Here is a 24,737-nt window from a genome sequence, read left to right as displayed (position 1 = left end):
GCATGAATAAATATGCCGTGATCGTTGCGGGCGGGTCGGGTTCGAGGATGGGGGCGCCTGTTCCCAAGCAATTCCTGTTGCTGGAGGGTAAGCCTTTGCTGTGGTATTCAATCAACATTTTTTTGGCGGCTTATGATGAGCTTTCGGTGATCCTGGTGGTTCCGGCCGGGCATTGGGAGGTGGCGAAGGACATTGCCGCGAGTGTCGCGGAGCCTGGGCGGGTACGGATGGTCGAGGGTGGGGAGACGCGGTTTCTGTCGGTGCGGAATGGGCTGAGGCTGGTGGAGCGGGAGTCGGTGGTGGGTGTCCATGACGGGGTTCGTTGCCTGGCCAGTGTGGGGCTTGTGCGGCGGTGTTTCGAGCAGGCTATACGGCTGGGATCGGCTATCCCGGTGGTGGATTGTAAGGATAGTGTGCGGTGGGTAGAGGGGGAGGGCAGCCGGCCGTTGGACCGGAGCCGGATCAGGCTGGTGCAGACGCCGCAGACGTTTTTGGGTGGGGTGTTGCTGGATGCGTTTGGGGCGGCCGCTGATGGCGGTGCGTTTACGGATGAGGCGACGGTGGTGGAGGCGGCGGGGCGGACGGTGCACCTGGTGGAGGGGGAGGTGAGCAATATCAAGATCACTACCCCGGACGATCTTGTTCTGGCGGCGGAAATGTTGCGATGGCGACTTTAAAATCAGCCGTTGGTCATCCGCGTCGGCGGCTTAAGAAGTCGGACGGGCCAGGGCAGGGTGTTGGAGCGATAGAAGAAATAAGGCTGGAGGATGCTTCCAAAGGCAGCGTAGAATCGCGCAACGCCGGGGTGTTCGGATCCTTCGAAGTCGAGGATCATCGGCTGGCCGGAGAACTCGTGGATGAGCCGGTCAACCAGGAAATGGTTTGCGCCCCTTTCCCGGCCTGCCGGAAGTGCGGTGGATTGGAGAAGATAGAGGCGGTGGGCATCCCGCAGGAGAACGGCTATCGCCAGCCATTGCGATTGACTATCTTTCACTGCTCTCAGGATCAATTGTTCTTTTTTCCGGTATTGGTAGCACAAAGCGGCAAAGTTCCGAAAGTCCCTGTTCTTTGCATTCCGAATTCGATGACGGTAGAGTTGTTCATAGGCCTGCAGCGCATGATCAAGGGGTACGTCGGGGGTGTATTGCAGCGGGAGCGTGGGGACGCGTCGCAGGATGCGGCGAAGATGGTGTGTATAGGCGGCAGCCAGGAGCTCGTAAGGTTTGTCAAGCGGCAGGATGAAGTTGTTGCGGGGTTCCAGGCCAGCGGCGGGGTTGGCATAGTTGAGAAAAATTTCAACGAAGGGGTAGCGACTGGAAGCCGCCCGCAGGAAGGCGAGGATGAGGCCGATGGAGGGAGTTTCGGGGGCGAAGATGCCTGTTTGCTGGGTAAACGGAGGCTGGGCCAGGTAGGTGATGCCATATTTCCGGCGCCAGGTAAGGGGCATAACGGCCCGATAATCTTCCCAAATGAGAGCGTCCCAGCGGCCGTCCGTCATCGTGTCGAGGTAAGGGTGGAAGGCATAGATCAGGCGATTGTTGGATTGGGTGATGCAGGCGTCCCAGCGGGCGGTATCGATCTGCTGCCTTTTAAGGAAACGTATATGGAATTCGGTGTTCATCAGAATGGGGAGATCCCAAATAGTTTTCCGAGGGAGATGTTCTGGAGGTCGATGCTAAAGGATATCTTTTTGATGAAGGTGTTCTGGTCGGAGACGGTCTTCAGTTGGGTGGAGAAATCGCTGCTGTAGAAGAGGGGTGCGTAGATGCGGACGACGTCATGGATCAGCGAGAGTTCGAGGCCGGCCACGTAGAGGAAGTGGCTGGTCGGCGGATTGTTCTGCCAGGCCTCGGCGTAGGTGCCGGCGTCGAAGAAGACCCGGAGGGGGAGCCATTGGGGGACGATCGCGCGGGGAAGCGTAGAGCGGAGATTGACTGAAGCCACCCAATTGTCGGAGCGGCCCTGGAGGGACTGGAAGAGATCGGTCCGGAGTTTGAGGTCGCCGTCCCGCATGAGGATTTGCTGGCTGGCTCCGCCGGTAAATTCGTTGCGCCCGATGAAATAGTCGCTGTAGGTGTAGTCCTCATTTCCCCGAAGGGCGGTGAGCTTCGGCATGTAGCGGCTGAGATCCTGCGAAGGCGAGCGGGCGCCGAGATAGCCGAATTTGGCGCCGAACACCCGGAAGTCGAGGCCGCCGCCGTCCGCATAGTTGAAGAAATAGTTGGCGACGAAGTTGAGGCGGTACCAGGAGGCGGCCTGCTGGAGTTGGAGGCGGGCATTGAACGGATAGAGGGCGCGGGTATCGCGGATGTCGAAGGAGAGCTGGTTCAGGTATCGGAAATCATATTTCCCGGGTGTGGGGTAGTAGAGGGAGTCGGTTGACTTCCTGACGAAGTGATCGAGATTCTTTTCACCGATCAGGAAGGTCTTCCATTCGAGGGACGACTCGAATGTGCTACGGGCGGATGCTTTTGGAAAGACGATGCGAAGGCCGGGGGTGATCTTGTAGTACTGGCCGAAGATGGTTTTGCCGCTGCTGTCGGTGGCGCTCATGGAGGAGAGCCGTTGGACGCCGAGGAGACCCTGGATCTTCTGCAGTCCGTGATCGGGATAGAGGGTGGCGATGAGGCCGCCCGCGCCATTGACCTGGTGGCTATTGAGGGCGTACACCGGCGCTATGAAGAACTGGATGGGGTTGGGGGGCCAATTGAAATTGTGCACCAGCAGGCCGACCATGAGGTGATCATACTCGTTGTAAGCGACGGCCGGGGAGAGGCCGATGTAATTGTACTTGTCGGTATCCCTCGTGCTGAACAGCAGGGCCGGCTTCAGCTTCCGGTGTGCGGGCAGGGGTGGGAGGGCGCCTTTTTTGTCGAGGAGCGCGAAGAAGGTGTCGAGCCGGCGCTCGCTGGTATGCGTGACGACGGTCTTAAAGTCCTCCGGGTAAGGGTGCCTGAATTGCCAGTCGTGATAATATTGTTGCATGCAGCGATCGAACGTTGCGGCGCCGAGGCTGTCTTCGAGCATCTTCATCCAGTTGCCCGTCTTGGTATAGGCGATGTCGAAATAATTCGACTCTGTGAAGTCCTGGGAGGGTGTGGAGATGGGTTGATCGCGTTTCTGAACGGCGGCGGTGTAGAAAGTGGGAACAGTGTTGTCCTCTGCCGGCGGGTATTTTGCGGTTTCGTAGCGGTTATCGTAGTAGGTGTTGATCCCTTCGTCCATCCAGGGATAGCGGCGTTCGTTGGTTCCGAGGATGCCGTAGAACCAATTGTGGCCTACCTCGTGTTCGATGGTGAGGTCGATTTCGCGGGCGGGGCCGGGGGTGTTGATGGCCGTGATGGTGGGGTATTCCATGCCGCCGGTGGTTCCCATTCCTGCCTGGACGGCGGTGACGACGTTGTAGGGGTACTCGCCGATGAGGGCGGAGCGGAAACGGACGGCGTCCTTTATGAAGGTTGTGCTGTTGTTCCAACCGTCGGGTGCCGTGGGGGTGTAGTAGGAATATATATCGATGATGCGGCCGGAGGGCAGTTGGAGGGTGTCGTGATCGACCTTGAATTTGCGGTCTGCGAACCAGGCGAAGTCATGGATGCGGTCCTGTTTGTAGTGAAGGGTCTTTGTGGTTGTTGTCGAAGTGGTATCCTGTGACTGGCCGGTGGCGGCGACGATGAGATTCTTTGGGACGGTGATATGGACGTCGAAGCTGCCGAACTCGCTGTAGAACTCGCCCTGGTCGAGATAGGGGATGGGATGCCAGCCGTGGCTGTCATAGACGGCGGGTTTGGGGTACCATTGGGTGACCTGGTAGGCCAGGATGGGGGGTGTTGGTGCGGAGGTGGGCGGTTTGCCAAAGGCGTGGTGGATGGGTTTTTGGGGTGTGGCCGTCCAGCCGCCGCGGGAGAAGTTATAGGGTAATTTCACGTGGAAGGGAGTGGTGATGGTGGTGCGGCCGCCGGGTGCGAGGGGTTTTGGCAGAACCAGTTTTATGATATCGATATAGAGGGGGTGGTCCTCCATTTTTGCTTCCTGGCCGTCTACGCGAAAGTCGAGGCGATTGATATAGCCGCGTTTTTCCTTATTGGAGAAGTAGAAGTCGGTGCGGCCGTTGCCGAGGAGTTGTTCGCTGAAGGCGGTACGATCGTTCTTATAGGCGTTGGGCCAGAGGTGGAACCAGATGAAGGAGAGGGTATCCGGGGAGTTGTTGGTGTATTGGATGCGGGCGAAGGCGTCGAGGGTTTTTTCGGGGTCGTTGAGGGAGACGTCGATGGTGTAATCAACCTGTTGTTGCCAGTAGGATTGTGCCTGGGCGTCCTGCGGCCGGGCCAACAGAGCAATAGAGAGTATTAGGAGGGTCAGTGCGAGTTTCTTCATAGTTTTTTGCGCCTTTGGCGCTTTAGCGCTAATGTCTGGCCTTCGGCCGAAGCGCTTCCAGCGCTTCCTATTTTCCCTGTCCCGTTAGGATGATCCGGAGGGTGTGCAGCATGATCTTCATATCGAGTACGAGGGAAATGTTCTCCAAATACATGAGGTCATATTTCATCCTTTCGAGCATTTCATCCAGGTTGCCGGCGTATCCGAACTGGATCATGCCCCAGGAAGTGAGACCGGGCTTTACCTTTAAGAGGTAACGAAAATAGGGGGTGCGGAGGTACAATTGTTCGACATAATATTCCCGTTCGGGGCGGGGGCCGACCAGGCTCATTTCGCCGCTGAGGATATTCCACAATTGCGGAAGCTCGTCGATGCGCCATTTCCGCATGGTCCGGCCCCAGGGGGTGATGCGGGGGTCGTTATCGGAGGAGAGGGCGGGGCCGTCCTTTTCCGCGTCCTGGGTCATGGAGCGGAATTTATAGATCTGGAATTTCTTGCCTTTGAAGCCGATTCGTTCTTGTTTATACAGGATCGGGCCTGGGGAGGAGAGCCGGACGCGGATGGCGGCGTAGAGCATCAGGGGGGAAAAGAAGACGGACCCGATGACGGCGCAGGAGATGTCCATGATGCGCTTGATATTTTGCTGCCATTCGGGCATCGGGCTGGTATAGATGTCGGAGAGGACGGCGCCGAGGACGTTGCTGGTGCGTACCGATCCGGCGAGGATGTCGAGGGTGCTGGGAATGATCTTTATTCGGACGTCCTTGATGCTTAGTTTTTCGACGATGGCCTCGAGTTCGTGCCGGTCGCCGGCTTCAAGGGCGACGACGACGAGGCGGATGTCGTGGTCATCGATGGTCTTTTCTATCGTTTCGGAGCTGCCGAGATCGGGGAGCCAGTGGGCGATGCCGTTGCTGGAAGAGTTGCCGTTGCTGACATAGCCGGTGTAGCGATAGCCGGAGAATGCGAGGCCTTCCCGGGTATTCTTATAGATATGGGTAGCGACCTGGTCGCAACCGACGAGGAGGGTATTGAAGAAGATCTTTCCCCGGCGGACCTGGCTGCGGACGAAGTTGAGGATCAGGATGCGGCCGATGGCGGTGAGGAGGAATTGGGAGAAGAGATAGATGAAGTAGGTTTGATAGAAGTAGTGATAATCTTTTACGGGGTCGTTGAAGACGATCGCGAAGAAGACGATGGTGCATCCTATGAGGCAGGAGATGAAGGTGTTGGTCATCTCGGTTAGCCGGGACTTCTGGTAGAGATTCTGGTAGGAGCCGGCGATGGTGAAGAGGATGAGCCAGCAGACGGGGATGGTGGCGGCGCCAAGCCAGAATCGTTGGGTCAGGAGGAGGTGGTGGTTGACGAAGATCGCTTCTGATAAAAGGTAGCGGCGGCTGAAGTGGAAGATGTTTGCTGCCAGGATGGCGGCCAGGTAGTCGCTGAGGATATACCAAAGGATGGAGATGGTATGTATTCTTTTGGACGCCGGCATGGACCTGTCAGGTATTGATCGTATTGTGTTTTATCTTTTGCAGGATCTGGTGAGCGATGTCCATGGCCCGGAAGCCGTCCACTTCGGATACGCGGGTGGGTGTGTTTGTGAGGATGGCGTCGCAGAAGGTTTCCAGTTCCATCCGGATGGCGTTGACCTCGGGGACGGCGGGATTGGAAAGGGCAATGGTCTTTTTGCCGTTGGGGGTTTCGATGTCGAAGGCGAAGACGTCCCGGTCGTTAGGCGTCTTGAGCTTGATGACCTCTGTCTTTTTATTAAGAAAATCGATGCCGATATAGGCATCTTTCTGAAACAGTCTCATTTTGCGCATCTTCTTCATCGAGATGCGGCTGGAGGTAAGATTGGCTACGCAGCCGTTGTTGAACTCAACGCGAACGGAGGCAATATCCGGGGTATCGGTGAGGACGGCGACTCCGCTGGCGGAAATGGATTTGACCTCGCTTTTTATGAGGCTGAGGATGATGTCGATGTCGTGGATCATGAGGTCGAGGATGACGCTGACCTCAGTGCCGCGGGGATCGAATTGGGCCAGGCGGTGCACTTCGATGAAGAGGGGGTGTAGCGCTACCGATTCGAGGGCGAGGTAGGCGGGGTTGAAGCGTTCGACATGGCCTACCTGCAGCTTAACGTTGGATTCCCGTACGAGCTTGACGAGGATACGGGCTTCCTCCATGGTGTTGGCGAGGGGTTTTTCTACGAAGACATGTTTCCCTTTGCGGATGGCTTTTTCGCAGAGCTGAAAATGGAGGGGGGTAGGCGCGACCACGTCGATGAGGTCGCAGGCGTCGATGAGCTGGTCGGGGTCGGTGAAGCGGGTGAGCTGGTATTTTGCGGCTACCTGTTCGGCTATCGTGTCGTTGGGGTCATAGAATCCGGTCAGTTCGGCCTTTTTTATCTCTTTCCAGTTGTTCAGATGAAATTTTCCCAGGTGACCGACGCCGAAAACACCGACTTTGAGCATTTATTAAATTTTATTCTGCCCCAAACCTACATCAAAATGGCGAGAAAAAGACCAGGGTAAGGTCTTGAAGGTCCTTTTGAGGGTGGCGAGCAGCAAGCCGATCTCGAGGATGAGAACGATGTTGAAGCAGACCATGTAGGTGTTCATGAAGTGGGTGCGAAGCGAGAAGCCGTCGACCCGCTGGGCGCCGAGGACGAAGGAAAGGGCCTTTTTCATGGCGGGCATGATCACGGGGATCTTGGTCCAGTTGGTATAGCGAACGTCCTCGTATTTGTAGCTAAGATCGTAGTCATCGGGAACCTGCCGGGCGTACCAGGACCAGTTGCCGTGAACGTCGGCGAAATTGGCGAGGATTCCGTCGGGGCGGCTGAAAGCGAGATTGAAGGTGGGATCGAGGAGCACCCAGCGTTTGCCGGTATAGGCCTCGACGACGTTGTGGGCGCCGTAGTAACCATGGGCTTTCATCTGGGCGATGCGAACGGGGTAGTGATAGGAATCGATAATGCGGGCCAGGACCTGGGAATAGCTGCCGCAGGCGCCGCTGGCGGTCATCAGGTCGACCGCGGTGGAGCGGAAGATGCCGGCCTCGAGACCCATTGCCGCGTCGACATGATCAGCGTTGAATGTGGCCGCGCGGGGTTTCATGAGGAAGTAGCAGACATTCATGGATTTTACCACGATGGAGTCTGCGGTATCGTCTGCGTCGATGCGTTGGTTGATGCTGGTTTTGATGGAGGAGAAGAGTCCGTCCTCGTACGAGGCCTGGATCTTAAAGCAAAGCAGAACGGCTATGAGGAAGCCATTCAAAAACATAAGGAAGTAAAGGTTCCTGAACAATGACCGAATAAAGGTAAGCGACAACTTCATACGCCGATATTGGAGTTGGAAATTTTAAAGGTCTTTCTCGAAAATAAATAAGGGTCTTTCCTCATTATTCAACAATTACACAAACGTAAATACGAGTGTTTATTGTACTGAATACCAAAAACTTTGCCGGATTCATCCATACGTAAGAGGGATTACTTAACGGAGTAAGTGTTTTTACTTATTCCGACCCCTGTGATCTTGAGGCTTTTCCAGCCCGCGGGCAGGCGGGTAGGTAGTTGGATGACCCCGTTGGGGGTGATATCCAGCCCGCCGAAGCCATTCAGCATGGCCTGGAGGACGCCGCCGGCGCCGGTGGCGAAGTAGGGATTATTGCCTGTTGCGGTCTCTGCGATGACCCCGAAGGGTGGCCGGAGATTGGGCGTATAGCCTTGTTTCAGAGCCGATAGCGCTTTATCGGGTTGGCCCAGCCGTTCGTACAGGATGGAGAAGATGGCGTGGGTCATGGCAGGGCCTTCTCCTACTCTTGGTTCGTAGTAGTCGAGGTCGCGGCGGATCGCGGCGGCATCGGTAATCTCTTTGAGGGGGTAGGCGAGGAGATTGACATCGGCCTGTTTAATCTTTTCTCCATTATAGCTTGCGTGTTCGCGCGTCACTCCGTCGGGGAAGCGGAGGATGGGAATATTGTTCCGCACATTTGTCCAATCTGCGTCCGGGGTCAATCCCAGTACGCGCGCAGCTTCCGTGGCATATTGGAGATTTGCGCGCGCGGCTGCGTTCGTAAAGGCATTGTTGTCGATATTCTCGGCCCATTCGTCGGCCGCGACGACGTTCTTTATATCGTAGTGGCCGGGGCCGTTGCGTTCGACGCGGCTGGCCCAGAAGTCGGCGGTAGCCTGGAGGATGGGGTAGCCTTTTTCTTTGAGCCAGGTCTTGTCGCGGGTAACGAGGTAGTAGTTCCACGCGGCGATACCGACATCGGCGGTGATATGGTGTTCGAAGGGGCCGCTGAGAGCCCATACGGGGGTCTCTTCGTTGCCGCTGGCTGCGCTTTCCCAGGGGAACATTGCGCCTTTGTAGCCGTGGTCGGCGGCGTTTTGCATGGCGGCCGGGAGACGGCGGTAACGATATTCCATAAGGGAAGCCGCGATCCTGGGTTGCAACAGGAGCAGGGCGGGGTACATCCATATCTCGGTGTCCCAGAACGTATGGCCGTTGTAGCCGAGACCGCTGAGGCCCATGGGTGAGAGGCTATAGGCGGTGCCTTCGCGGGCGAAGGAGTAGAGGTGATAGAGCATTTCCCGGATCTCGCGTTGCATGGCGTCGTCGCCGTCGATGATAATATCGCTTTGCCAGAGTTGTTCCCAGGCCTGTTGGTGGGCTTTTATCAGTTGTTTGCTGCCCTGGAGGGTAGCGAAGAGCGTGAGGCGTTCGGCTTCGTTGAGCGGGTCTTCGTTGTGGGCGGAGGTGAGGGTGGAGCCGACGACGGCGAAATGATAGGTAGTGCCGGCGGTGAGATGTTTTTTGAATTTGATGAGATGCATGTTGTTATCCCACATTTCATGGATGATGTCCGGTTCTGTGCCGTGGGGCTCGTCGAAGAGGATGCTGTTGGAGGCCGCCATGAGGAGTTTGCCGGTGGGACTCTTTGCGGTCGAGGTGAGGAGGGAGATGGTGACATGGGGGCGATCGATCTCGTTGTAGTAGTTCTCGACGTCCTTCAGCATATCGGGCGCTTCCATGACACTGGCGGGGATGATATCGATGTCCTTGCGGGCTTTGATGGAGACGTCCACCAGGGCCGTATAGGGCAGCTGGCGGAGGGAGTACCAGGTATAGCTGACGGTGGCCTTGCCGGCATAGTCGAACTGTGTGGTGAGGCAGGCGTGCTTCATGTCGAGGGACTGGCGGAGGTTGCTGACCTGCCTGAAGTTGTCGATGCGGCTGCCGTCGATGTCGAGGTAGAGGTTGACGAAGTTGAATGTTTTGAGGATGTTGCTGACGCGGCCGCGGCCGTAGAGGTCGAAGGCGCCGTTGAGGACTACGTCTTTTGCCTTGAAGGGTTCTGTGGAGGAGACGAGGCCGACCATGCCGTTGGCGACGGTGACGCCGAAGTAGTTGGAGGGGTCGATATTTTCTGCGTTGATGGTCCAGGTATCGGTGGCGGCGGCCTGGGTTGTGGAGGTTGATTGTGCCGGCAGGAGGGTGGGGAGGCCGAGGCAAAGGGTGAATAGAAGGAGTATGGCGCGCATGGGTACAATTTACACATTATTGTTTATTTTTAGCGCCATATGAAAAAATGGGTCTTCGTTGTTGCCGGGGTGTTGCTTGTTGCAGTTGTACTGATCGATGTCTTTATTCCTTCTACGCTTACGGTCTCGCGGGTTGAGCTTTTGAAGTGCAGGGCGGTTGCTGCGTGGCCATTTTTGAGCGAGGGGTCGCGGTGGGAGGGCTGGTGGCCGGACAGCGCGACGCGGAAGGATTTTCATATCCAGAGGCTTTCCTATCATGTGGTGCATATTGGTATCCGCGATCCGCGCGGCGAATTGAGCAGCCAGCTGCGCCTGCTGCCGGTAGGCATCCAGGACTCCACCTTGTTACAATGGGAGACGCAGCTGCATTGCGGATGGAGTCCCCTGGACCGGATCCGGCAGTACCGTCGGGCGGCGGGGTTGAAAAATGTCATGGACCGGGTTCTGGCGAAGGCTGGATCTTTTCTTTCCAAAAAGGAGAACCTTTATGGCGTCGGCATCAAGATCGAAATGTTGCCGGACACCCTGCTTATCGCGACGCGGATGGAGAAGAACGGCCTGCCGACGACCGAGGACATCTACGCGCAGATCGCCAAGCTGTCGAGATATGTTTCGGCTATGCATAGCAAGGCCACGAACCACCCGATGGTAAATATCGCTCCCGAGGAGGGGCACCCCGGGAGGTACAAGCTGTTGGCGGCGGTCCCTGTGGATACCCGGCTGGAGAACAAGGGCGATCTTTTCTTTATGCGGTTGATCCCCTGGCGATACCTGGCTTGCGAAGTGAAGGGAGGGCCAGGTACCGTGGATATGGCTTTCAGGAGCATGGATAAGTTTATTCGCGATTACCAGTTAACGGTCATGGCAATTCCTTTCCAGATGCTGGTGACCGATCGCCGGGCGGAGCCGGACAGTACGCGTTGGGTTACGCGGATCTATTATCCCATTTTTTAAGATCGTTGACTCCGTGGTCTTGCGGGGTTATGGTTTGGGGGCAAACCGGAAAACCTTTACGCTGTCGTTGTTGCAGACGGCGAGCCAGGTCTTTTTGCCGGCGACGGTCAATTCGCCGAGGTGTCTGACCTGTCCTTTGAGTGCTATTCCATTGAGCGGAACCGCATCGAAGGCCGCGCCGCCTTTGTTGAGGAGGATCGTGCCGAAGTCCGCATCGTACCGGCCCATCTGGATATTGTTCTCGTAGTAATTCCCGGCGAGGAGGATATCCGGCAGGCTGTCGTTGTTGGCATCTACAAGGGCTGCGGTCCGATAGGAGGAGAGCTGGGCTTCCCAGGGCATGGCCTGGATGCGGAAGCTGTTGTCGCCCTGGTTGATGAGGATCGCGTTGGAGAAATAGTCGGCGGTGAGGGTATCCGCTTTTTGCAGGTCCTCGCGGGAGAAAAGATCGGTAAGGCTCGCCTTTGCGAAGTCGTCGGCATAGAGGAAGTTCTTTTTCAACACCGGCATCTGCTTTTCCAGTTCTTCCTTGTTGGCGAAGGGGAGTTCCCGGCCGTTGAGATAGTAGGTGAGGACCTGGTCTTTCTTCCCGTTGCCGTCGAAGTCATAATAGTAGAGCCGTACGGGTTGTTCCGATGTGGCTTTGAGCCGGCTGTTGAGGCCGAGGTTGCCTGCGACGAGGTCGATGTTGCCGTCGCCGTTGAGGTCGACGGGGAGAACGAAGTTCCACCATCCTTTTTTGTCGCAGAGGGTCTTTTTCTCGAAATGGCCGTTCTTGTCGAGGAAGGCGACGATGCCGCCCCATTCGAGGGTAAGCAGGAGGTCTTTGCGGCCGTCCCTGTCGAGGTCGAACCATTGGGCGGAGGTGACGAAGCCGACGGTGGCCAGTTCTTTTGAGAACCGTTCGGTGGCGTCTTTGAAATGACCTTTGCCGTCGTTAAGCAGCAGATAGCTACGAGGGATCCTGCCATATTCGAAGGGGACAGATCGACCGCCGATGAAGAGGTCGGGGGCGCCGTCGCCATCGATGTCGTTTGGCGCTACGCAGGAAGCGTTGAGATAGAGATGGAAGAAGGCGTCAGGCAGTTTTTGAAGGTTGCCCTTGCCGTCGTTGAGGTATACGGCGGGGCTTCTCCAGGGTTCGTCGCCGAAGTATTCATTGCCTCCGGGAGCCAGGACGAGGTCGGGGGCGCCGTCCTTATTGACGTCGACCCAGGTGGCGCCGGCGGCTTCGAAGGTGCTGTCTTTGTCGAGTGCGGGTTCGGGTTGCCGGGAGAAGTGGCCGGAGGTGTTTTGGACAAAAACGGCGGCTTTTTTCCATTTGGCGCCGCCGATGCAGACATCGGGCAGGCCATCGTGGTTGATGTCGGCGATGGCGAGCGCGGGGCCTTCGGTAGAGAGCATGTGGGGGAGGAGGGGTTCACGATCGAACTCATGGAAGTCGTTCTCCTGGTGGCGCCAGGTCAGGCCGGTGGCGGCGGTGATGTCTTCGACGGGGCGGGTTGGATTCTTATGAAAAGCGGTAATCTCCTCATAATTGAAACGGGGGAGCCCCTTTGTGTAGGAAAAGGTCAATTTTCCGCCGGTGGCCGGAAGGGTGATGTGCTGGCAGCCGTTGTCGGGCCAGACGAGGAATGCCGAGTCGGGGTGAATGTTGTATAGGCCGACGTGGAGGGGTGTTTCCGCGCTGGACAGGAAGCCATGAACGGGATACTTCTCATAGGTGTGGATCTCGCCGCCGGCGAAGAGAATGACCTTTGCCCCGAGGGCGTTGCGGTTGTTGGCCGGTCCCCTGAGGGTTATTTCCGCAGCCGGTCGGGGGGATCGCTCGTTCAGTGTGTTCTGGTAGACGATGGCGGGCTCGTCGATATTATTGACGACGAGATCGAGGTCGCCGTCGCCGTCGAGGTCGGCGACGATCGCGCCGTTGGAGAAGGTGGGATGTTCGTTCTGCACGGCGTCGCTGATGTCCGTGAATTCCATATGGCCTTTGTTGGTAAAGAAGCGGCTGGGCAGCTTTATCTCGGGGAATTTATCGATCAGGGCGAGGTCCTTGTCGGTGAGGTCACGGTTGGCCATTTTGCGCTGGAGCTCGTCATTGAGGATAAAGTTGATATAGTCGATATCGTTGAGCCTTTTGGGGATGCCGTTGGAGATAAAGAGGTCCTTGCGGCCGTCGTTATCGAAGTCGACCCAGAGGGGTGACCAGGACCAGTCGGTGGCGGCGATGCCCGAGTAGAGGCCGATCTCGCTGAACTGGCCGTTGCGGCGGTTGTACTGGAGGTTGTTGCGGGTGTATTGGTAGCTATAGCCAAAACTTATCTTCTGGTAGAAATTATCCCAGTTATCCTCGCCGAGGGAACGTTTCAGGATATAGGGATCGCTGGGCAACATGTCCATGGAGATGATCTCGGGGAACCCGTCGTTGCTAACGTCGGCGATATCCACGCCCATGGAGTATTGGCTGGTGTGCATGAGACGTTTGGCCGATTGGTCCTGGAAGGTGCCGTTGTGCTGGTTGATATAGAGATAATCGTTCTCATGAAAATCGTTGCAGACATAGATGTCGGGATAGCCGTCGAGGTCGATATCGGCGATGTTCAGGCCGAGGCCGTAGCCGATGACCGAGCTATTGATGCCGGCCTGTTTGGTGACGTCGGTGAAGTGGCCGTTGCCGTCGTTGTGGAAGAGGTGATCACCGGAGAAGGGGGTGGAGGTGGCGAGCTTGTCCTTTCTGACGCCGAAGGTGCCGTTTTGATGAATGGAATGATTCATCAGGTACATGTCGAGGTACCCGTCGCCGTCAAAGTCGAAGAAGGCGGCCTGGGTGCTGAACCCCGAGAAGTCGAGGCCGTATTGGGCTGCTTCTTCCTTATAGTGTGGGATGCCGTCCTTGTCGATGCCCTGGCAGATGAGGAGCTGGTTGTGGCTGGCGGGTAGGCCGTTCAGCTGACCGACGCGGCAGATATAGATATCAAGGAGGCCGTCGTCGTTGATGTCGACGATGGAGACGCCGGTGGACCAGCCGCCGTCTTCGGGGATACCAGCTTTTTTTGTGATGTCGGTGAAGTGAAGGGCGCCTTGATTCAGGTATAGTTTGTTGTTTTCCTGGCTGGCGGCGAAGAAGAGATCGATACGGCCGTCGTTGTTGAAGTCGCCGGCGCCAACGCCGCCACCATTATAAAAATACATGTAGTCAAAAACATTGAACCCCGTCGTTGGGTGGAGGGTGTTGCTGAAGTCGAGGCCTGTCTTTGAATGGTCGAGGGCTTTGAATGGCGGTGGGCCAGTTTGCTCCTGCGGGGTGGGGTGACATCCCTGCATAAAGGCGCCTGCGAGAACGAGGAGGAGGGCTACCAGGGACGTGCGGCTATTCATGGGGCTGGAGATGATTGATGCGATATAACACTGGAGTCTCATCGTTTTGGAGGAATAGGAGGTTGCCGGCGATCTTTTCGATGTCGCGGATCTGGCCATTCAATTGAAGGCCGGAGCGGCTGGGGGGCAGCCAATGGAAGTGGCCTTTCCCGTCGCCGAGGAGGACATGGCCCTTGCTTGCGTCGAGGCGGCCAAACTGGGGCAGGAAACCGAAATCGTTACCGCCCATGACGAGGTCCGGATGGCCATCGCCGTCGACGTCCAGGTATTGGATGGCGTTGACCGAGGACAGCTGGACCATTGCCGGCAGGGGTTGGATGGAATAGCGGCCGTTCCCGAGGTTGTAGGCGATGACGGAGGAGCAATAGTTGAAGGGCAGGACGGTGCAACTGTCGAGTTGTCCGGCCGGCAGCAGGTCATGGATCGTCTTGCCGGCGTATTGTTCGTGTTTCAGATTTTCTTTTTTCAGCATGGGTAGTTGCCGTTCCATTTCATGTTTGAGGAATACGGGCATGTCCTTGCCGTCGACGCGGCGAGTGAGGATCTTATCGGGAATGCCATTTTTGTCAAAGTCGGCGATCCAGAGTTTTACCGGATGGGCGGAATCGGGGTGGAGATAGAAGTTGTCGCCGATGTTACCGAGGATGAGATCGGGCAGGCCGTCGCCGTTGCAATCCTGCACGGCGAGAGACTCCCACCAGCCGTAGAGGTTGCCGAGAGAGGTCTTTTTTTCGGCGAAGTGGTCCTTGTCCCAGGTATAGATATGGGGGGCGAGCCATTCGCCGGTTATGGTGAGTTCGGGTGAATGGTTGGGAAGGGCGGTCCAGGCTGCGGCGGTGATCATCCCGAGGCCGGCGATGTCCGGGTTTTTCGAGGGTGCGATGTCCTGGAAGTGGCCTTTCCCATCGTTGATGAAGATGCGGCTTGCGGGGGTCGAACCATATTCGCGGGGGACGCTGCGGCCGCCGACGAAGAGATCGGGGAAGCCGTCGCCGTTGAAGTCGGCGGCGACGGCCGCACCGGTGTTGCAACCATTGGCGATGGTTGGGAAGGCGTTTGCGTCGAGGGTAAAATTGCCTTTGCCGTCATTTTTGAATAACCGGAATTGCATTTCGCGGCTGTAGGAGGGGGCGGCATTGCCGGCCGGGCCGAGGAAGAGATCGGGGTGCCCGTCCTTGTCGGCGTCGATGATCGCGACGGCGCCGTCTTCGAAGTCGACGAATGGATTGAAGGCGGGTTCGGCTTTTTTGATGAACCGGCCGCCGGGTTGCTGGAGATAGACCTGGCCCGGGTGGCCTTTTGCGCCGGCAATATAGACATCGTCGAGGCCGTCGCCGTTGAGGTCGCCGACCGCGGCTTTTGGTCCTTCGCGGGACAGCATTTTGGGCAGGTTAAGCTCGTAGTAGAAATCGGTGTTCTCGTCTTCGACGTGTTTGTCGAAGGTGGCGGCGATTGGACGGAGGAGGGGGTTTGCGCTGTCTACGGGCTGGGGTTGTCCGGTATGTCCTGTGGCGTTTGCCTGGTCGAGGGTATAGTTGCTATCGGGGGCCGGGCGGATGAGGCGGGTGAGAGCCTGGCCGGGCCAGGTGATGATGGCGGAGTCGATGCGGGTCTCCTTACCGAGGCCCATTTCCACGCGGTAATCTACGGAGGACTGGAAGCCCCTGCTGGGGACCAGTTCGCGGTAGCGGGCGCCATCGGGGGTATAGACGCTGACCTTTGCGCCGATGGCGAAGAGATTCTTGTCCTTGCCTTTCAGGCTAAATGCGATATAGTGGTTGTGATTTATCTCGCGCGAGTTGTTGCGATAGACGAAGGCGGGGCCGTTCTCATTATTGATCACCAGGTCGAGATCCCCGTCGTTGTCGAGGTCGGCGTAGGCGGCGCCGTTGGCGAAGGAGGGGTGGGTGAAACCCCAGTCGGCGGAGGCGTCTTCGAAGCGGAGGTTGCCTTTGTTGCAGTAGGCTTTATGGCGCATGGGATTGACCGGGATCTTTTTCAGGATCTCGTCGATCTCTTCTTTTTTCCCTGTGAGGACCATTTTCTGGATGACCTCGTTGGCGAAGAAATCCATGAAGTCGAGGTTTGTGACGTCCTTGTTGACTCCGTTGCAGACAAAGATGTCGTTGTTGCCGTCGTTGTCCATGTCGAAGATGAGGGCGCCCCAGCTCCAGTCGGAGGCCGATACCCCGCTGTAGTTGGCGATGTCGACGAAATGGCCGGTGCCGTCGTTGAGTTGGAGGCAGTTCTTCATGTATTGGTGGAAGAAGCCGGCTTTCAGCTTGGCGTTGTAGAGGTCGATGTTGTCGAAGGCGCCGAGGGTCTTGAGGCGGTTGTCGTCGTCGGGGAGCATGTCGGTGGTGAAGATCTCGGGATGGCCGTCGTTGTTGATGTCGGCGAGGTCGGCGCCCATGGAGCTGAAGCTGGTGTGGCCGATGCGGTCTTCGAGCTCGTCGCGGAATTTCCCGTGGCCCTGGTTGATATAGAGGTAATCCCTTTCGTAGGAGTCGTTGGATACGAATACGTCGGGGAGGCCGTCGCCGTTGACATCGCCGACGGAGACTCCGAGGCCGAAGCTGATGAGGCTGCCGTGGATGCCTGCTTCTTTGGTGACCTCGGTGAAGTGGCCGTTGTCATTGCGGAAGAGATGGTCGCCGCCGCCTTTGAGGAAGGGGGCTACGGGCCATTGGGCGTCGGGGAGGTCGCGGCGGTTGGCGTTGTTGAGTGTGTTGACGGGGATGGGGCTGTTGTTGATCATGAAGCAGTCGAGGTCGCCATCGCCGTCGTAGTCGAAGAAGGAGACCTGGGTAGTATAGGCGGAGATATCGAGGCCGTAATATGTGGCGGAGTCGGTGAAGGTGTTGTTGTGGTTGTTTATATAGAGTTTGTTCTTCCGGAGCCCGTCCTTCATGTGGCCGGAGTTGCAGATGTAGATATCGAGCCAGCCGTCGCCGTTGACGTCGGCCATGACGGCGCCGGTGCTCCACATGCTGTCCTGGCGGAGGCCGGCTTTTGCGGAGATGTCCTCGAACTTCAAGCCGCCTTTGTTGAGATAGAGCTTGTTGTCCCCCATATTGGAGGTGAAGAGGATATCGGGAAGGCCGTCGTTATTGATATCGCCGGTGGCTACGCCGCCGCCGTTGTAGAAGTTGCGGAAGAGGAAGCTGTTGGCGAGCTTGCCGTCGACGACCTTGTTGTCGAAATCGATGCCGGTGTTGTCGAGGAGGGTGAAGAGTTTACCCGGTTGCTGGACCTGATGGCAGGAGCAAAGGAAGCAAACGAGGAGGAGGGCGATGAGTTTAAAGCTATTCATTTAAAAAGACCGAAGGCCATCGGGGATGGCCTTCGGCGAATTTATCGATTCTATTTAAATCTTTACTGTTAATATCCCGGGTTTTGTTTCAGGTTGGGATTGACTGCAAGCGCCTGGTTCGGTACGGGGAACACGAGGTATTTCGGGTCGTCGGACGGTTTGTACTGCCAGAGGTTGTTGAAGACCCCGAAGCGGATGAGGTCGGTCCTTCTGACAGATTCCCAGTAGAGTTCGCGGCCGCGTTCTGCGAGCAGGGTATTCGGATCTTCCACGTTGGCGGTGTTAACCAGGGGCATGGAGGTGACGGTGGATGCGCCTCTATGGGTGCGCAGGTCGTTGATGATCGCGAGGGCTCCCACATTGTCAGGGGTGCTCAGGCGCATCTTAGCCTCAGCGACCATGAGGGCCACGTCGGACAGACGGATGAGCATGATCCAGTTACCGGAGTTGGATGAGTAATATTGACCGGCGGCGTTGGTGAAGTCGGGTACGTATTTGGCGACGCGAATACCGGTGACTTCGAGGTTGGAGCCGGTCTCGATCATGTTGGAAGCGATGTCGGGCGTGAAGTAGAGGGGGTTACCCTTTCTGTCCTTGAGGGCTACGCCGTTCTGGTCGAATTGCTGGCCGACGAGGAAGCCGGGGCGGATGCCTGCTGTTTTGTACGATAGAACATTGGAGGTAGTCCGGCGGCCGATGCGGGTGTCGATCGCCGTATCGGCGAGTGTGTAGTTGGTAGTGCCGCCGACGGAGAAGGCGTTGTAGAAGTCGCTGATGGTAGAGAACCCGTTCCAGCCGGCGTTGGGAGCCTGGCCGTCATACTCGTTGTAGTGAAAGGTCATCATCCAGCGGGCCTGGGGGCCGGAGTTGTTCGCCGCGACGCCGGAGCTGTTGGGATAGGCGAAGATACCTTCGGTCGAGCTGCCGTTGGTAGCCGTGAAGTTGTCGAAGTAGTTGGTCTGGTACGAATATTTGGTGTTGCTCATGATCTGCTGGCCGAGCGTAACCACCTGTTGCATATCTGCGTCTGCGAAGGTGGGTTTTGCGCGATTGTTGAAGGCGCCGCGGTTGAGATAAACTTTCATGAGCAGGGCGCGGGCCGCATCGGGGTTTGCCAGGCTCATGCCATTCGAGCTGCTGAGCTTGGGGATGACCGCGGTCAGTTCACTGATGAGGAACTGTACGGCGCTGTCCCCGGTGTAGACCTTGGGTGCATTGAGCAGGTTGTCACCCGGGTTGCGGAAGGGGAACTGGTTGTAGAGGTCGAGCAGGTAGTACAGAGAGAAAGCGCGCAGAAAGCGGGCTTCGGCGGCCTGTTCGTCGGTGGGCCCGAATTGGAGAACGTTGGTGGCGTCGAAGTTGAGCTTATTCAGGTTGTTATACACCTGCAGGACCTGGGCGTGGTCGGCGTTCCAGGTATGGTTGTGGAGGACACGCCAGACGCCGTTATCGTCCCAGTCACCACCGCGGGTGGGGACTAGGGCTTCATCGGCTACGCACTCTTCGAGGGAGAACACTTCGTCCTGGCCGGTGAAGGGTGTAGCAATGTCGGAATAGGCGCCTTGCAGCAGGATGGTGGTCCCGGCTGAGCCGAGGCCGGCGGTTACCTGGGCGTTGGTGAATGAACTCTTATAGTCTTCGCGAAGTTTGGTACAGGCGGCCAGTCCGAGTAGGAGCAGGGCTGCTGCGGAAATCTTGCTATATCTAAACGTTGTCATACGTTTTACTTTTTAATTTTTTAGAGTGTGAAGTTAAGGCCGGCCGTGATGCTTCTCGGGGTCGGGTAGGGAATGTATTCGATGGATCTGGAGGGGTAGCCGTTCTGATTCTTGTCGATGTTCACCTCGGGGTCGAAACCGGAGAACTTGGTGATGACGAAGAGGTTGGTACCGCTGACGAAGAGGTTCAGGTTCTTTACGTACGATCCGACATTACCCACCGAGTACGAAAGAGTAACGTTGCGCATCTTGAAGAAGTTGCCTGACTCGAGGAAACGGGCCGAAGCAGCTACGCCGCTGCTGGGTTTCTCCGCGGAATTGTATGCTTTGAGGTCGATGTTGCGGCCCTGGGCGATACCGGAGATGTTGGTTACGGAGGTGGCGGTGTTGTTGTAGATGACATAGCCGCCAGAACCGCCCGCGTTGACGGTAAGGCCGAACTTCTTGTAATTAACCGTTGTAGACACACCAAACAGGGTTGTCGGGTTCGGGTTGCCGGCATAGGCGGGATTTGCGCCGACCTTTTGGTTGCCGCCCTGGTCAAAGCCCTGGAAGGGTTTCAGGAAGAACTCATCGATAGGTTGGTTGTTGGTGATGATCTGGCCCAGGGTACCGGAAACGCCCTGGCCGTTGATCTGACCGGTGTTGATCACGTACGGCTGACCCGTGGAGGTGAGGAAGTTCTTAACCGTGTTGTGGTTGTAGGCGAAGTTGCCCGTTATATCCCAGCTGAGGTCTCTTGTGTGAACGAGATTGGCGCCCAGGGTCACTTCAACCCCATTGTTGATCAGGTGACCGGGGAGGTTGAGCCATACCGTAGCGGCGGGGCCGGGTTGGATAACGGTACCCTGGAAGAGGATATGCGAGGTATTCTTGTTGTAATAGTCAACGCTACCGAAGATGCGGTTGTTGAGGAAACCGAAGTCAAGACCGAGGTCCCATTGGGTGGTCTGCTGCCATTTCAGGTTGGGATTACCGACGTTGGCCTGGGTAGCGTGGTTGTAAGAATTGAAGGTGAACTGGTCGATAGCTGCGCCGGAGGGGAAGTCCTGGCTGCCGGTGATCCCCCATGTCCCACGGAGGGAGAGATTGGAGAACACCTTGCTGTCCTTCATGAAATCTTCGTTGGAAATGTGCCACATGGCGCCGAAGGAGGGAAAGGTTCCGTATTTGTTGTTCGCTCCGAACTTGCTGGAACCGTCATCGCGGATGGTGGCGGTGAGGTAATATTTATCAAACCAGTTGAAGTTGACGCGGGCGAAGTAGGATTGCACCTGGGTGGTGATATCCTTGAAGACGCCGGGAAGGTTTTGTGCATTTCCGTCCTGCAATACGTCGGTGTACTTGATGTTCAGCAGGTTGGCCTGGGAATTGTTAAAGTTGAAGCCCAGTGCGGAATAGTTGCTGTTGTTGTAATCGGATTTCCAGTACTCATAACCGGCCAACGCGTCGAAGTGCAGGTCGGAGGTGATATCGGTGCGGTAGGTCAGGAGGTTCTGTGTAACCTGGGAGATCAGTTCTGCATTGGAGTTTACGCCGAGGCCCTGACCGGTAATGGGGCTGAGACCCTGCATGAAGCCATCGATGTTGGTGGCCCGGGTGCCGGCGCTGGTGTTGTTGGAGTAGAGGAATTTGTATTCGAGGCCTTTGACGATCCGGTAAGTAGCGGAGATGCTGCCGAGGAAGGTGTTGACTTTGGCCAGATCGTTATAACCGCGGATGAGAGCGAGGGGGTTTCCCGAGCCGTTGGAGGGATAGATGTACTGACCGTTGGCATCGGCGAATGCCTGGGTCGGGTTCCATTGCAGGGCCGAGCTGATCAGATTGCCTTGTGATCCGGCTGTATTGGACACCAGCACAACGTTCTCGTTCGTATGAGCCGCGATGAGGCTGAAGTCGATGGAGAGGTGTTGGTCGAGGAATTTATAGGAACCTGCGAAGGTCCCGATGTATTTATCCAGCTGGTTGGACTTGATAAAACCGGGAGTACGGGAGGCGAGGAACGAAGCGCGGTATTTACCGTTCTCGTTACCGCCGCTCATTGCCAGGCCGTAGTTCTGGATCGTGCTATGCTGGGTGATCTCTTTGAGGGCGTCTACATTGCCGCCATGGTCGAGCGATAAGCTGAGCGTATCGAGCGTGTATTTGTGAAGGGCGGAGCGGAACTGGCTTGCGTCGAGAACGTCGTATTTCTTCATGTACCCTACGTTCCAGCCTTCTGAGATGTTGGCTTCCAGCTTTGCGGGGCCGGAGGTGGCCTTTTTCGTCGTGATCACCACTACACCGTTGGCGCCGCGGGAGCCGTAGATAGCCGTTGAGGAGGCATCCTTGAGGATCGTGATATCCGCGATGTCATTGGGGTTGATGTAGATGAGGGGGTTAGCATCGGGGGTCTGACCGAAACCGCCGGTACCCAGATTGACACCCGGGCGGGCATTGCGACCGTCGAGCAGGACACCGTCCACCACGTAGAGCGGGTTGCCGTTGCCGTAGATCGAGCTATTGCCGCGGATCTTAATGGTGGTTGCGGAACCCGGCTGACCGCTGTTGTTGACCACTTCAAGGCCGGATACTTTGTTGGCCATCAGCTGATCAGGAGAGGTGATCACCCCTTTGTTGAATTCTTTGGAGGTGACGGTTGTGACGGAACCGGTGAGGTCTTTCCGTCTGACTGAGCCGTAGCCAATGACTACCACTTCGTTGAGGGCGGCCTGTGTGGGTACGAGGGCGACCGAAACGGTGGTGCTGCTGGCGATGGAGACGTCCTGGTTGGCGAAGCCTACCGAGGAGATGGTCAGGGTGTTGGCGCTTTGGGGGACATTGATCGTGAAGCTGCCGTCGGCGCCGGTGGAGGCGCCTTGTTTGGTTCCTTTCACGGTGACGGTTGCGCCCTGCAGGGGTGCGCCTTTGTCGTCGAGAATCTTACCTGTAATTGTTTTTGTTTGGGAAAAAGCAGTTTGTGTGAAAATTACACAAAGCAGCATAAAGCTTACCAATCTAGCAAGCAGTCGTTGAATGGTCATAAAGCAAAAGTTTAGCAATTATTGATCGAAGGTAAAAAAATTAAAGGTTACTTAACAAAATTATTTTTACGATCTAAAATGTTGGTGTTCTTTGTTGTGGACAGCCTTATTGCGTGATTTGCTGCGTTGGCGGCTGCGATTTTTCGCTAAATCGTATTAGCTCGGGTTGTTTGCGATGGCTGGAGGAGCGGTGCGCGCAATTGGTTGATTGCCTGGCGACCGGGCTTTGTTCCGGGGGGCTTTGTGGCGGAGGGCTAGTGGGTTTTGGCGAGGGTGAAGATGGTGATGGCGCAGGTGGGGAATGTATTGGTTAGGGTTTGGAGGATGGAGAGGATGGTGGCGCCGGAGGTGAGGATGTCGTCGAGGAGCAAGATCGAGGTCAGGTCCATGGTTGGGTGGATTTTGTGGACATTCTGGAGTTCGGCGGTGCGTTGTTGGCGGGTGAGGCTTTGGGCGACGGCGGTTGGGCGGGTCTTATATAAAAGGTGTGGGAGGTAGGGGGCGCCGAGCTGATGGGAGAGGGCCTGGGCGAGACGATCGAGGGAGGAGGGAGGATCCGTCTCGGGGCGGGTCTCTTTGTGCCGGAGGGCGCGGATGATGACGGTATCGGGGGGCAGGGTGACCGGGGTTTCGCGGAAGCCGCGGAGGGTGCGGTCGATCCAATTGTCAAGGTCGGGCTGGGCGCCGCGTTTGAATTTGAGCAGGCTGCGGGAGACCGTATCGATGCCGGAGCCAAGGGGGAGATATTGGCAGCAATAGAAGTGCCGATAGCGGTTCTTTTGAAAAAAGATGGAAGTTTCCTGCAGCCTCATGATCTTTGCCCCTATTCTTTTGTGAGCCTAAAAATACGAATGAATGGACAATGAAAATCTTTTGTCAGGATGGGAAATGCGGTTTGCCGACTATATCCGAAACCATGGAGATGTAAAAGACGGTTCGCACGATCTGGGGCATTTTCAGCGGGTGTGGAGAGCAGCCCGAAGGATCAACCAGGAAGAAGGCGGCGTGGCCGATGAGCTGGTGCTGCTGGCGGCGGCTTATTTTCACGATTGGGTATCCTATCCGAAGAACCATCCGCAGCGCGGCGAGTCGTCGCGGCTTAGTGCGGAGCGGGCGGTGGAGCTACTGACGGGGGTGTTTGGTGATTTCCCGGCGGACAAGGTAGAGGGGGTCCGGCATGCGATACATGCTCATAGCTGGTCGGCGCGTGTAGCGGCGGAGACGCCGGAGGCGAAGATCCTGCAGGATGCGGACCGGATGGAGTCGTTGGGGGCAATCGGGGCGGCACGGACATTTTATATATCGGGGCAGCTGAACCAGCAACTGTTCGATTCGGATGATCCGCTGGCATTGAAGCGGGCGCCTGACGACCGGCGGTATGCCCTGGATCATTTCCAGGTAAAGCTGCTGAAGCTGCCGGCGACGATGAATACGGTGGCGGGAAGGCGGATGGCGGAGAGGAATGCGGAGTGGCTCCGGGCCTTTGCACAAAAAATGGAAGAGGAGATACGGGGTGATTTTTTTTAATTATTTTGAGGGACGATGATGCAAGATGAGACCCTCGAAGAGTGGTTGGAAAGGGCGGACCGGGATTACCTGGCGCATATCTCGCTGGACTGCGTGGTCTTTGGATTCCATGCGGGCCAGCTGAAGATCCTTTTGCTGAAGATGAAGCATGAGGACCGTCGTGCCTTGCCGGGTGGCTTTGTCATGAAGTGTGAGACCCTGGAAGAGGCGGCGATCCGAACGTTGAAAGAGCGGACGGGGGTGGAGAACGTGTTCCTGCAGCAATTCTGTGTCTTCAGCGATCCGCTGCGGAGCGATCCGGATCACCGTGCCGATGATCTGCGGAAGATCGGCATCGACGCGGGTAGGGCAAAGTGGTTTGCGCAGCGATTCATCAGCGTGGGGTTCTATGCGTTGGTGGAGTTCTCTTGTGTAGTTCCCCGCCCGGACTTCCTGTCGGATACCTGTGACTGGCATAACCTGGACGAGCGGGGACCGTTGATCCTGGATCATGACCGGATCCTGGAAGCGGCGTTGAACACGCTGCAATCGCAGTTGAACTACCAGCCGGTGGGCTATAATCTTCTTCCGCGCAAGTTCACCCTGCCGGAGCTGCAAAAGCTGTATGAGGCGATCCTTGGCAAGTCACTGGACCGCCGGAATTTCCAACGGAAGATATTTTCCTATGGCATCCTGCGGAGTCTCGACGAAAAGCGGACGGGAGTGGCCCATAAGGCCCCCTACCTGTATAGTTTCGATCTGCGAAAATATCAGAAAGCCCTCAAGCTGGGTTTGCAGGGAGGATGGTAATCAAGCCTTTACGCGACCCGTCGAAGCGGGTGGTCTTCCTATCGTAAAAATAACCCCGGATCGAGTAAACTCAAAGGGGAAATCCTTCGTAATCATACTGGGAGATG

The 24,737-nt window shown here is 56.8% G+C and carries 15 protein-coding genes; 4 read left to right on the top strand and 11 right to left on the bottom strand.

Translation table 11 applies throughout. From position 1 onward, the window contains the following. The first annotated feature begins 2 nt into the window (after positions 1-2). A complete protein-coding gene (gene ispD, locus VHE34_RS06765) occupies positions 3-677 on the top strand; it encodes a 2-C-methyl-D-erythritol 4-phosphate cytidylyltransferase (protein WP_325586002.1) in 675 nt (224 codons plus the stop codon). A 2-nt stretch (positions 678-679) separates the two neighbouring features. On the opposite strand, the gene VHE34_RS06760 is transcribed toward ispD, so the two are convergent. The 6 genes from VHE34_RS06760 to VHE34_RS06735 all read right to left on the bottom strand — a co-directional run bounded on the left by VHE34_RS06760 (position 680) and on the right by VHE34_RS06735 (position 9,928). Further along, entirely contained in the window at positions 680-1,621 is a 942-nt protein-coding gene (locus VHE34_RS06760) for a hypothetical protein (RefSeq protein ID WP_325586000.1), read from the bottom strand. Then, the gene (locus VHE34_RS06755) at positions 1,621-4,374 is read right to left on the bottom strand and encodes a M1 family metallopeptidase (RefSeq protein WP_325585998.1); all 2,754 of its coding nucleotides are present in this window, start codon (positions 4,372-4,374) and stop codon (positions 1,621-1,623) included. Before VHE34_RS06755 ends, VHE34_RS06760 begins: the two co-directional genes overlap by 1 nt. A 67-nt stretch (positions 4,375-4,441) precedes the next feature. Next, a complete protein-coding gene (locus tag VHE34_RS06750; RefSeq protein WP_325585996.1) occupies positions 4,442-5,869 on the bottom strand; it encodes a sugar transferase in 1,428 nt (475 codons plus the stop codon). A gap of 7 nt (positions 5,870-5,876) precedes the next feature. After that, positions 5,877-6,851 (bottom strand): Gfo/Idh/MocA family oxidoreductase, encoded by a 975-nt coding sequence (locus VHE34_RS06745; protein ID WP_325585994.1) that lies wholly within the window; start codon positions 6,849-6,851, stop codon positions 5,877-5,879. Positions 6,852-6,854: 3 nt separating this feature from the next. Beyond that, on the bottom strand, positions 6,855-7,718 hold the full coding sequence (locus VHE34_RS06740) for a hypothetical protein (RefSeq protein WP_325585992.1): 864 nt from the start codon (positions 7,716-7,718) through the stop codon (positions 6,855-6,857). A 152-nt stretch (positions 7,719-7,870) separates the two neighbouring features. Continuing rightward, positions 7,871-9,928 carry a glycoside hydrolase family 65 protein gene (locus tag VHE34_RS06735; protein WP_325585990.1) on the bottom strand — a complete coding sequence of 686 codons (2,058 nt, stop codon included), beginning with the start codon at positions 9,926-9,928 and terminating at the stop codon, positions 7,871-7,873. A gap of 39 nt (positions 9,929-9,967) precedes the next feature. Here VHE34_RS06735 and VHE34_RS06730 point away from each other — a divergent pair, with 39 nt between their 5' ends. Beyond that, complete coding sequence (locus tag VHE34_RS06730; RefSeq protein ID WP_325585988.1) at positions 9,968-10,882, top strand: GyrI-like domain-containing protein; 915 nt, start codon at positions 9,968-9,970, stop codon at positions 10,880-10,882. 27 nt (positions 10,883-10,909) lie between these two features. Here VHE34_RS06730 and VHE34_RS06725 read toward each other — a convergent pair whose 3' ends face one another. The 5 genes from VHE34_RS06725 to VHE34_RS06705 all read right to left on the bottom strand — a co-directional run bounded on the left by VHE34_RS06725 (position 10,910) and on the right by VHE34_RS06705 (position 23,126). Further along, complete coding sequence (locus VHE34_RS06725) at positions 10,910-14,260, bottom strand: VCBS repeat-containing protein (protein WP_325585986.1); 3,351 nt, start codon at positions 14,258-14,260, stop codon at positions 10,910-10,912. Further along, positions 14,253-17,573, bottom strand: a complete 3,321-nt coding sequence (locus tag VHE34_RS06720) for a VCBS repeat-containing protein (protein ID WP_325585984.1) — start codon at positions 17,571-17,573, stop codon at positions 14,253-14,255. Before VHE34_RS06720 ends, VHE34_RS06725 begins: the two co-directional genes overlap by 8 nt. A 68-nt stretch (positions 17,574-17,641) precedes the next feature. Further along, positions 17,642-19,291, bottom strand: coding sequence for a RagB/SusD family nutrient uptake outer membrane protein (locus tag VHE34_RS06715; protein ID WP_325585982.1), 1,650 nt, complete (start codon positions 19,289-19,291; stop codon positions 17,642-17,644). A gap of 20 nt (positions 19,292-19,311) precedes the next feature. After that, a complete protein-coding gene (locus VHE34_RS06710; RefSeq protein WP_325585980.1) occupies positions 19,312-22,314 on the bottom strand; it encodes a SusC/RagA family TonB-linked outer membrane protein in 3,003 nt (1,000 codons plus the stop codon). 254 nt (positions 22,315-22,568) lie between these two features. Then, positions 22,569-23,126 (bottom strand): hypothetical protein, encoded by a 558-nt coding sequence (locus tag VHE34_RS06705; RefSeq protein WP_325585978.1) that lies wholly within the window; start codon positions 23,124-23,126, stop codon positions 22,569-22,571. A gap of 43 nt (positions 23,127-23,169) precedes the next feature. On the opposite strand from VHE34_RS06705, the gene VHE34_RS06700 reads away from it, so the two are divergent. Further along, on the top strand, positions 23,170-23,841 hold the full coding sequence (locus VHE34_RS06700) for a phosphohydrolase (protein ID WP_325585974.1): 672 nt from the start codon (positions 23,170-23,172) through the stop codon (positions 23,839-23,841). Between the two features lie 15 nt (positions 23,842-23,856). After that, on the top strand, positions 23,857-24,630 hold the full coding sequence (locus tag VHE34_RS06695) for an NUDIX hydrolase (RefSeq protein WP_325585972.1): 774 nt from the start codon (positions 23,857-23,859) through the stop codon (positions 24,628-24,630). The last annotated feature ends 107 nt before the right edge of the window (positions 24,631-24,737 follow it).

The organism is Puia sp., assembly GCF_035546395.1.
Classification (GTDB): domain Bacteria; phylum Bacteroidota; class Bacteroidia; order Chitinophagales; family Chitinophagaceae; genus Puia.
Note: the sequence above shows the minus strand (reverse complement) of the source record. Positions and strands in the feature narration are given on the sequence as shown.

Bases quoted from the DNA above. Each gene is read 5' to 3' on its own strand.
- ispD (WP_325586002.1), top strand. From the start codon at position 3: ATGAATAAATATGCCGTGATCGTTGCGGGCGGGTCGGGTTCGAGGATG.
- VHE34_RS06760 (WP_325586000.1), bottom strand. From the start codon at position 1,621: ATGAACACCGAATTCCATATACGTTTCCTTAAAAGGCAGCAGATCGAT.
- VHE34_RS06755 (WP_325585998.1), bottom strand. From the start codon at position 4,374: ATGAAGAAACTCGCACTGACCCTCCTAATACTCTCTATTGCTCTGTTG.
- VHE34_RS06750 (WP_325585996.1), bottom strand. From the start codon at position 5,869: ATGCCGGCGTCCAAAAGAATACATACCATCTCCATCCTTTGGTATATC.
- VHE34_RS06745 (WP_325585994.1), bottom strand. From the start codon at position 6,851: ATGCTCAAAGTCGGTGTTTTCGGCGTCGGTCACCTGGGAAAATTTCAT.
- VHE34_RS06740 (WP_325585992.1), bottom strand. From the start codon at position 7,718: ATGAAGTTGTCGCTTACCTTTATTCGGTCATTGTTCAGGAACCTTTAC.
- VHE34_RS06735 (WP_325585990.1), bottom strand. From the start codon at position 9,928: ATGCGCGCCATACTCCTTCTATTCACCCTTTGCCTCGGCCTCCCCACC.
- VHE34_RS06730 (WP_325585988.1), top strand. From the start codon at position 9,968: ATGAAAAAATGGGTCTTCGTTGTTGCCGGGGTGTTGCTTGTTGCAGTT.
- VHE34_RS06725 (WP_325585986.1), bottom strand. From the start codon at position 14,260: ATGAATAGCCGCACGTCCCTGGTAGCCCTCCTCCTCGTTCTCGCAGGC.
- VHE34_RS06720 (WP_325585984.1), bottom strand. From the start codon at position 17,573: ATGAATAGCTTTAAACTCATCGCCCTCCTCCTCGTTTGCTTCCTTTGC.
- VHE34_RS06715 (WP_325585982.1), bottom strand. From the start codon at position 19,291: ATGACAACGTTTAGATATAGCAAGATTTCCGCAGCAGCCCTGCTCCTA.
- VHE34_RS06710 (WP_325585980.1), bottom strand. From the start codon at position 22,314: ATGACCATTCAACGACTGCTTGCTAGATTGGTAAGCTTTATGCTGCTT.
- VHE34_RS06705 (WP_325585978.1), bottom strand. From the start codon at position 23,126: ATGAGGCTGCAGGAAACTTCCATCTTTTTTCAAAAGAACCGCTATCGG.
- VHE34_RS06700 (WP_325585974.1), top strand. From the start codon at position 23,170: ATGGACAATGAAAATCTTTTGTCAGGATGGGAAATGCGGTTTGCCGAC.
- VHE34_RS06695 (WP_325585972.1), top strand. From the start codon at position 23,857: ATGATGCAAGATGAGACCCTCGAAGAGTGGTTGGAAAGGGCGGACCGG.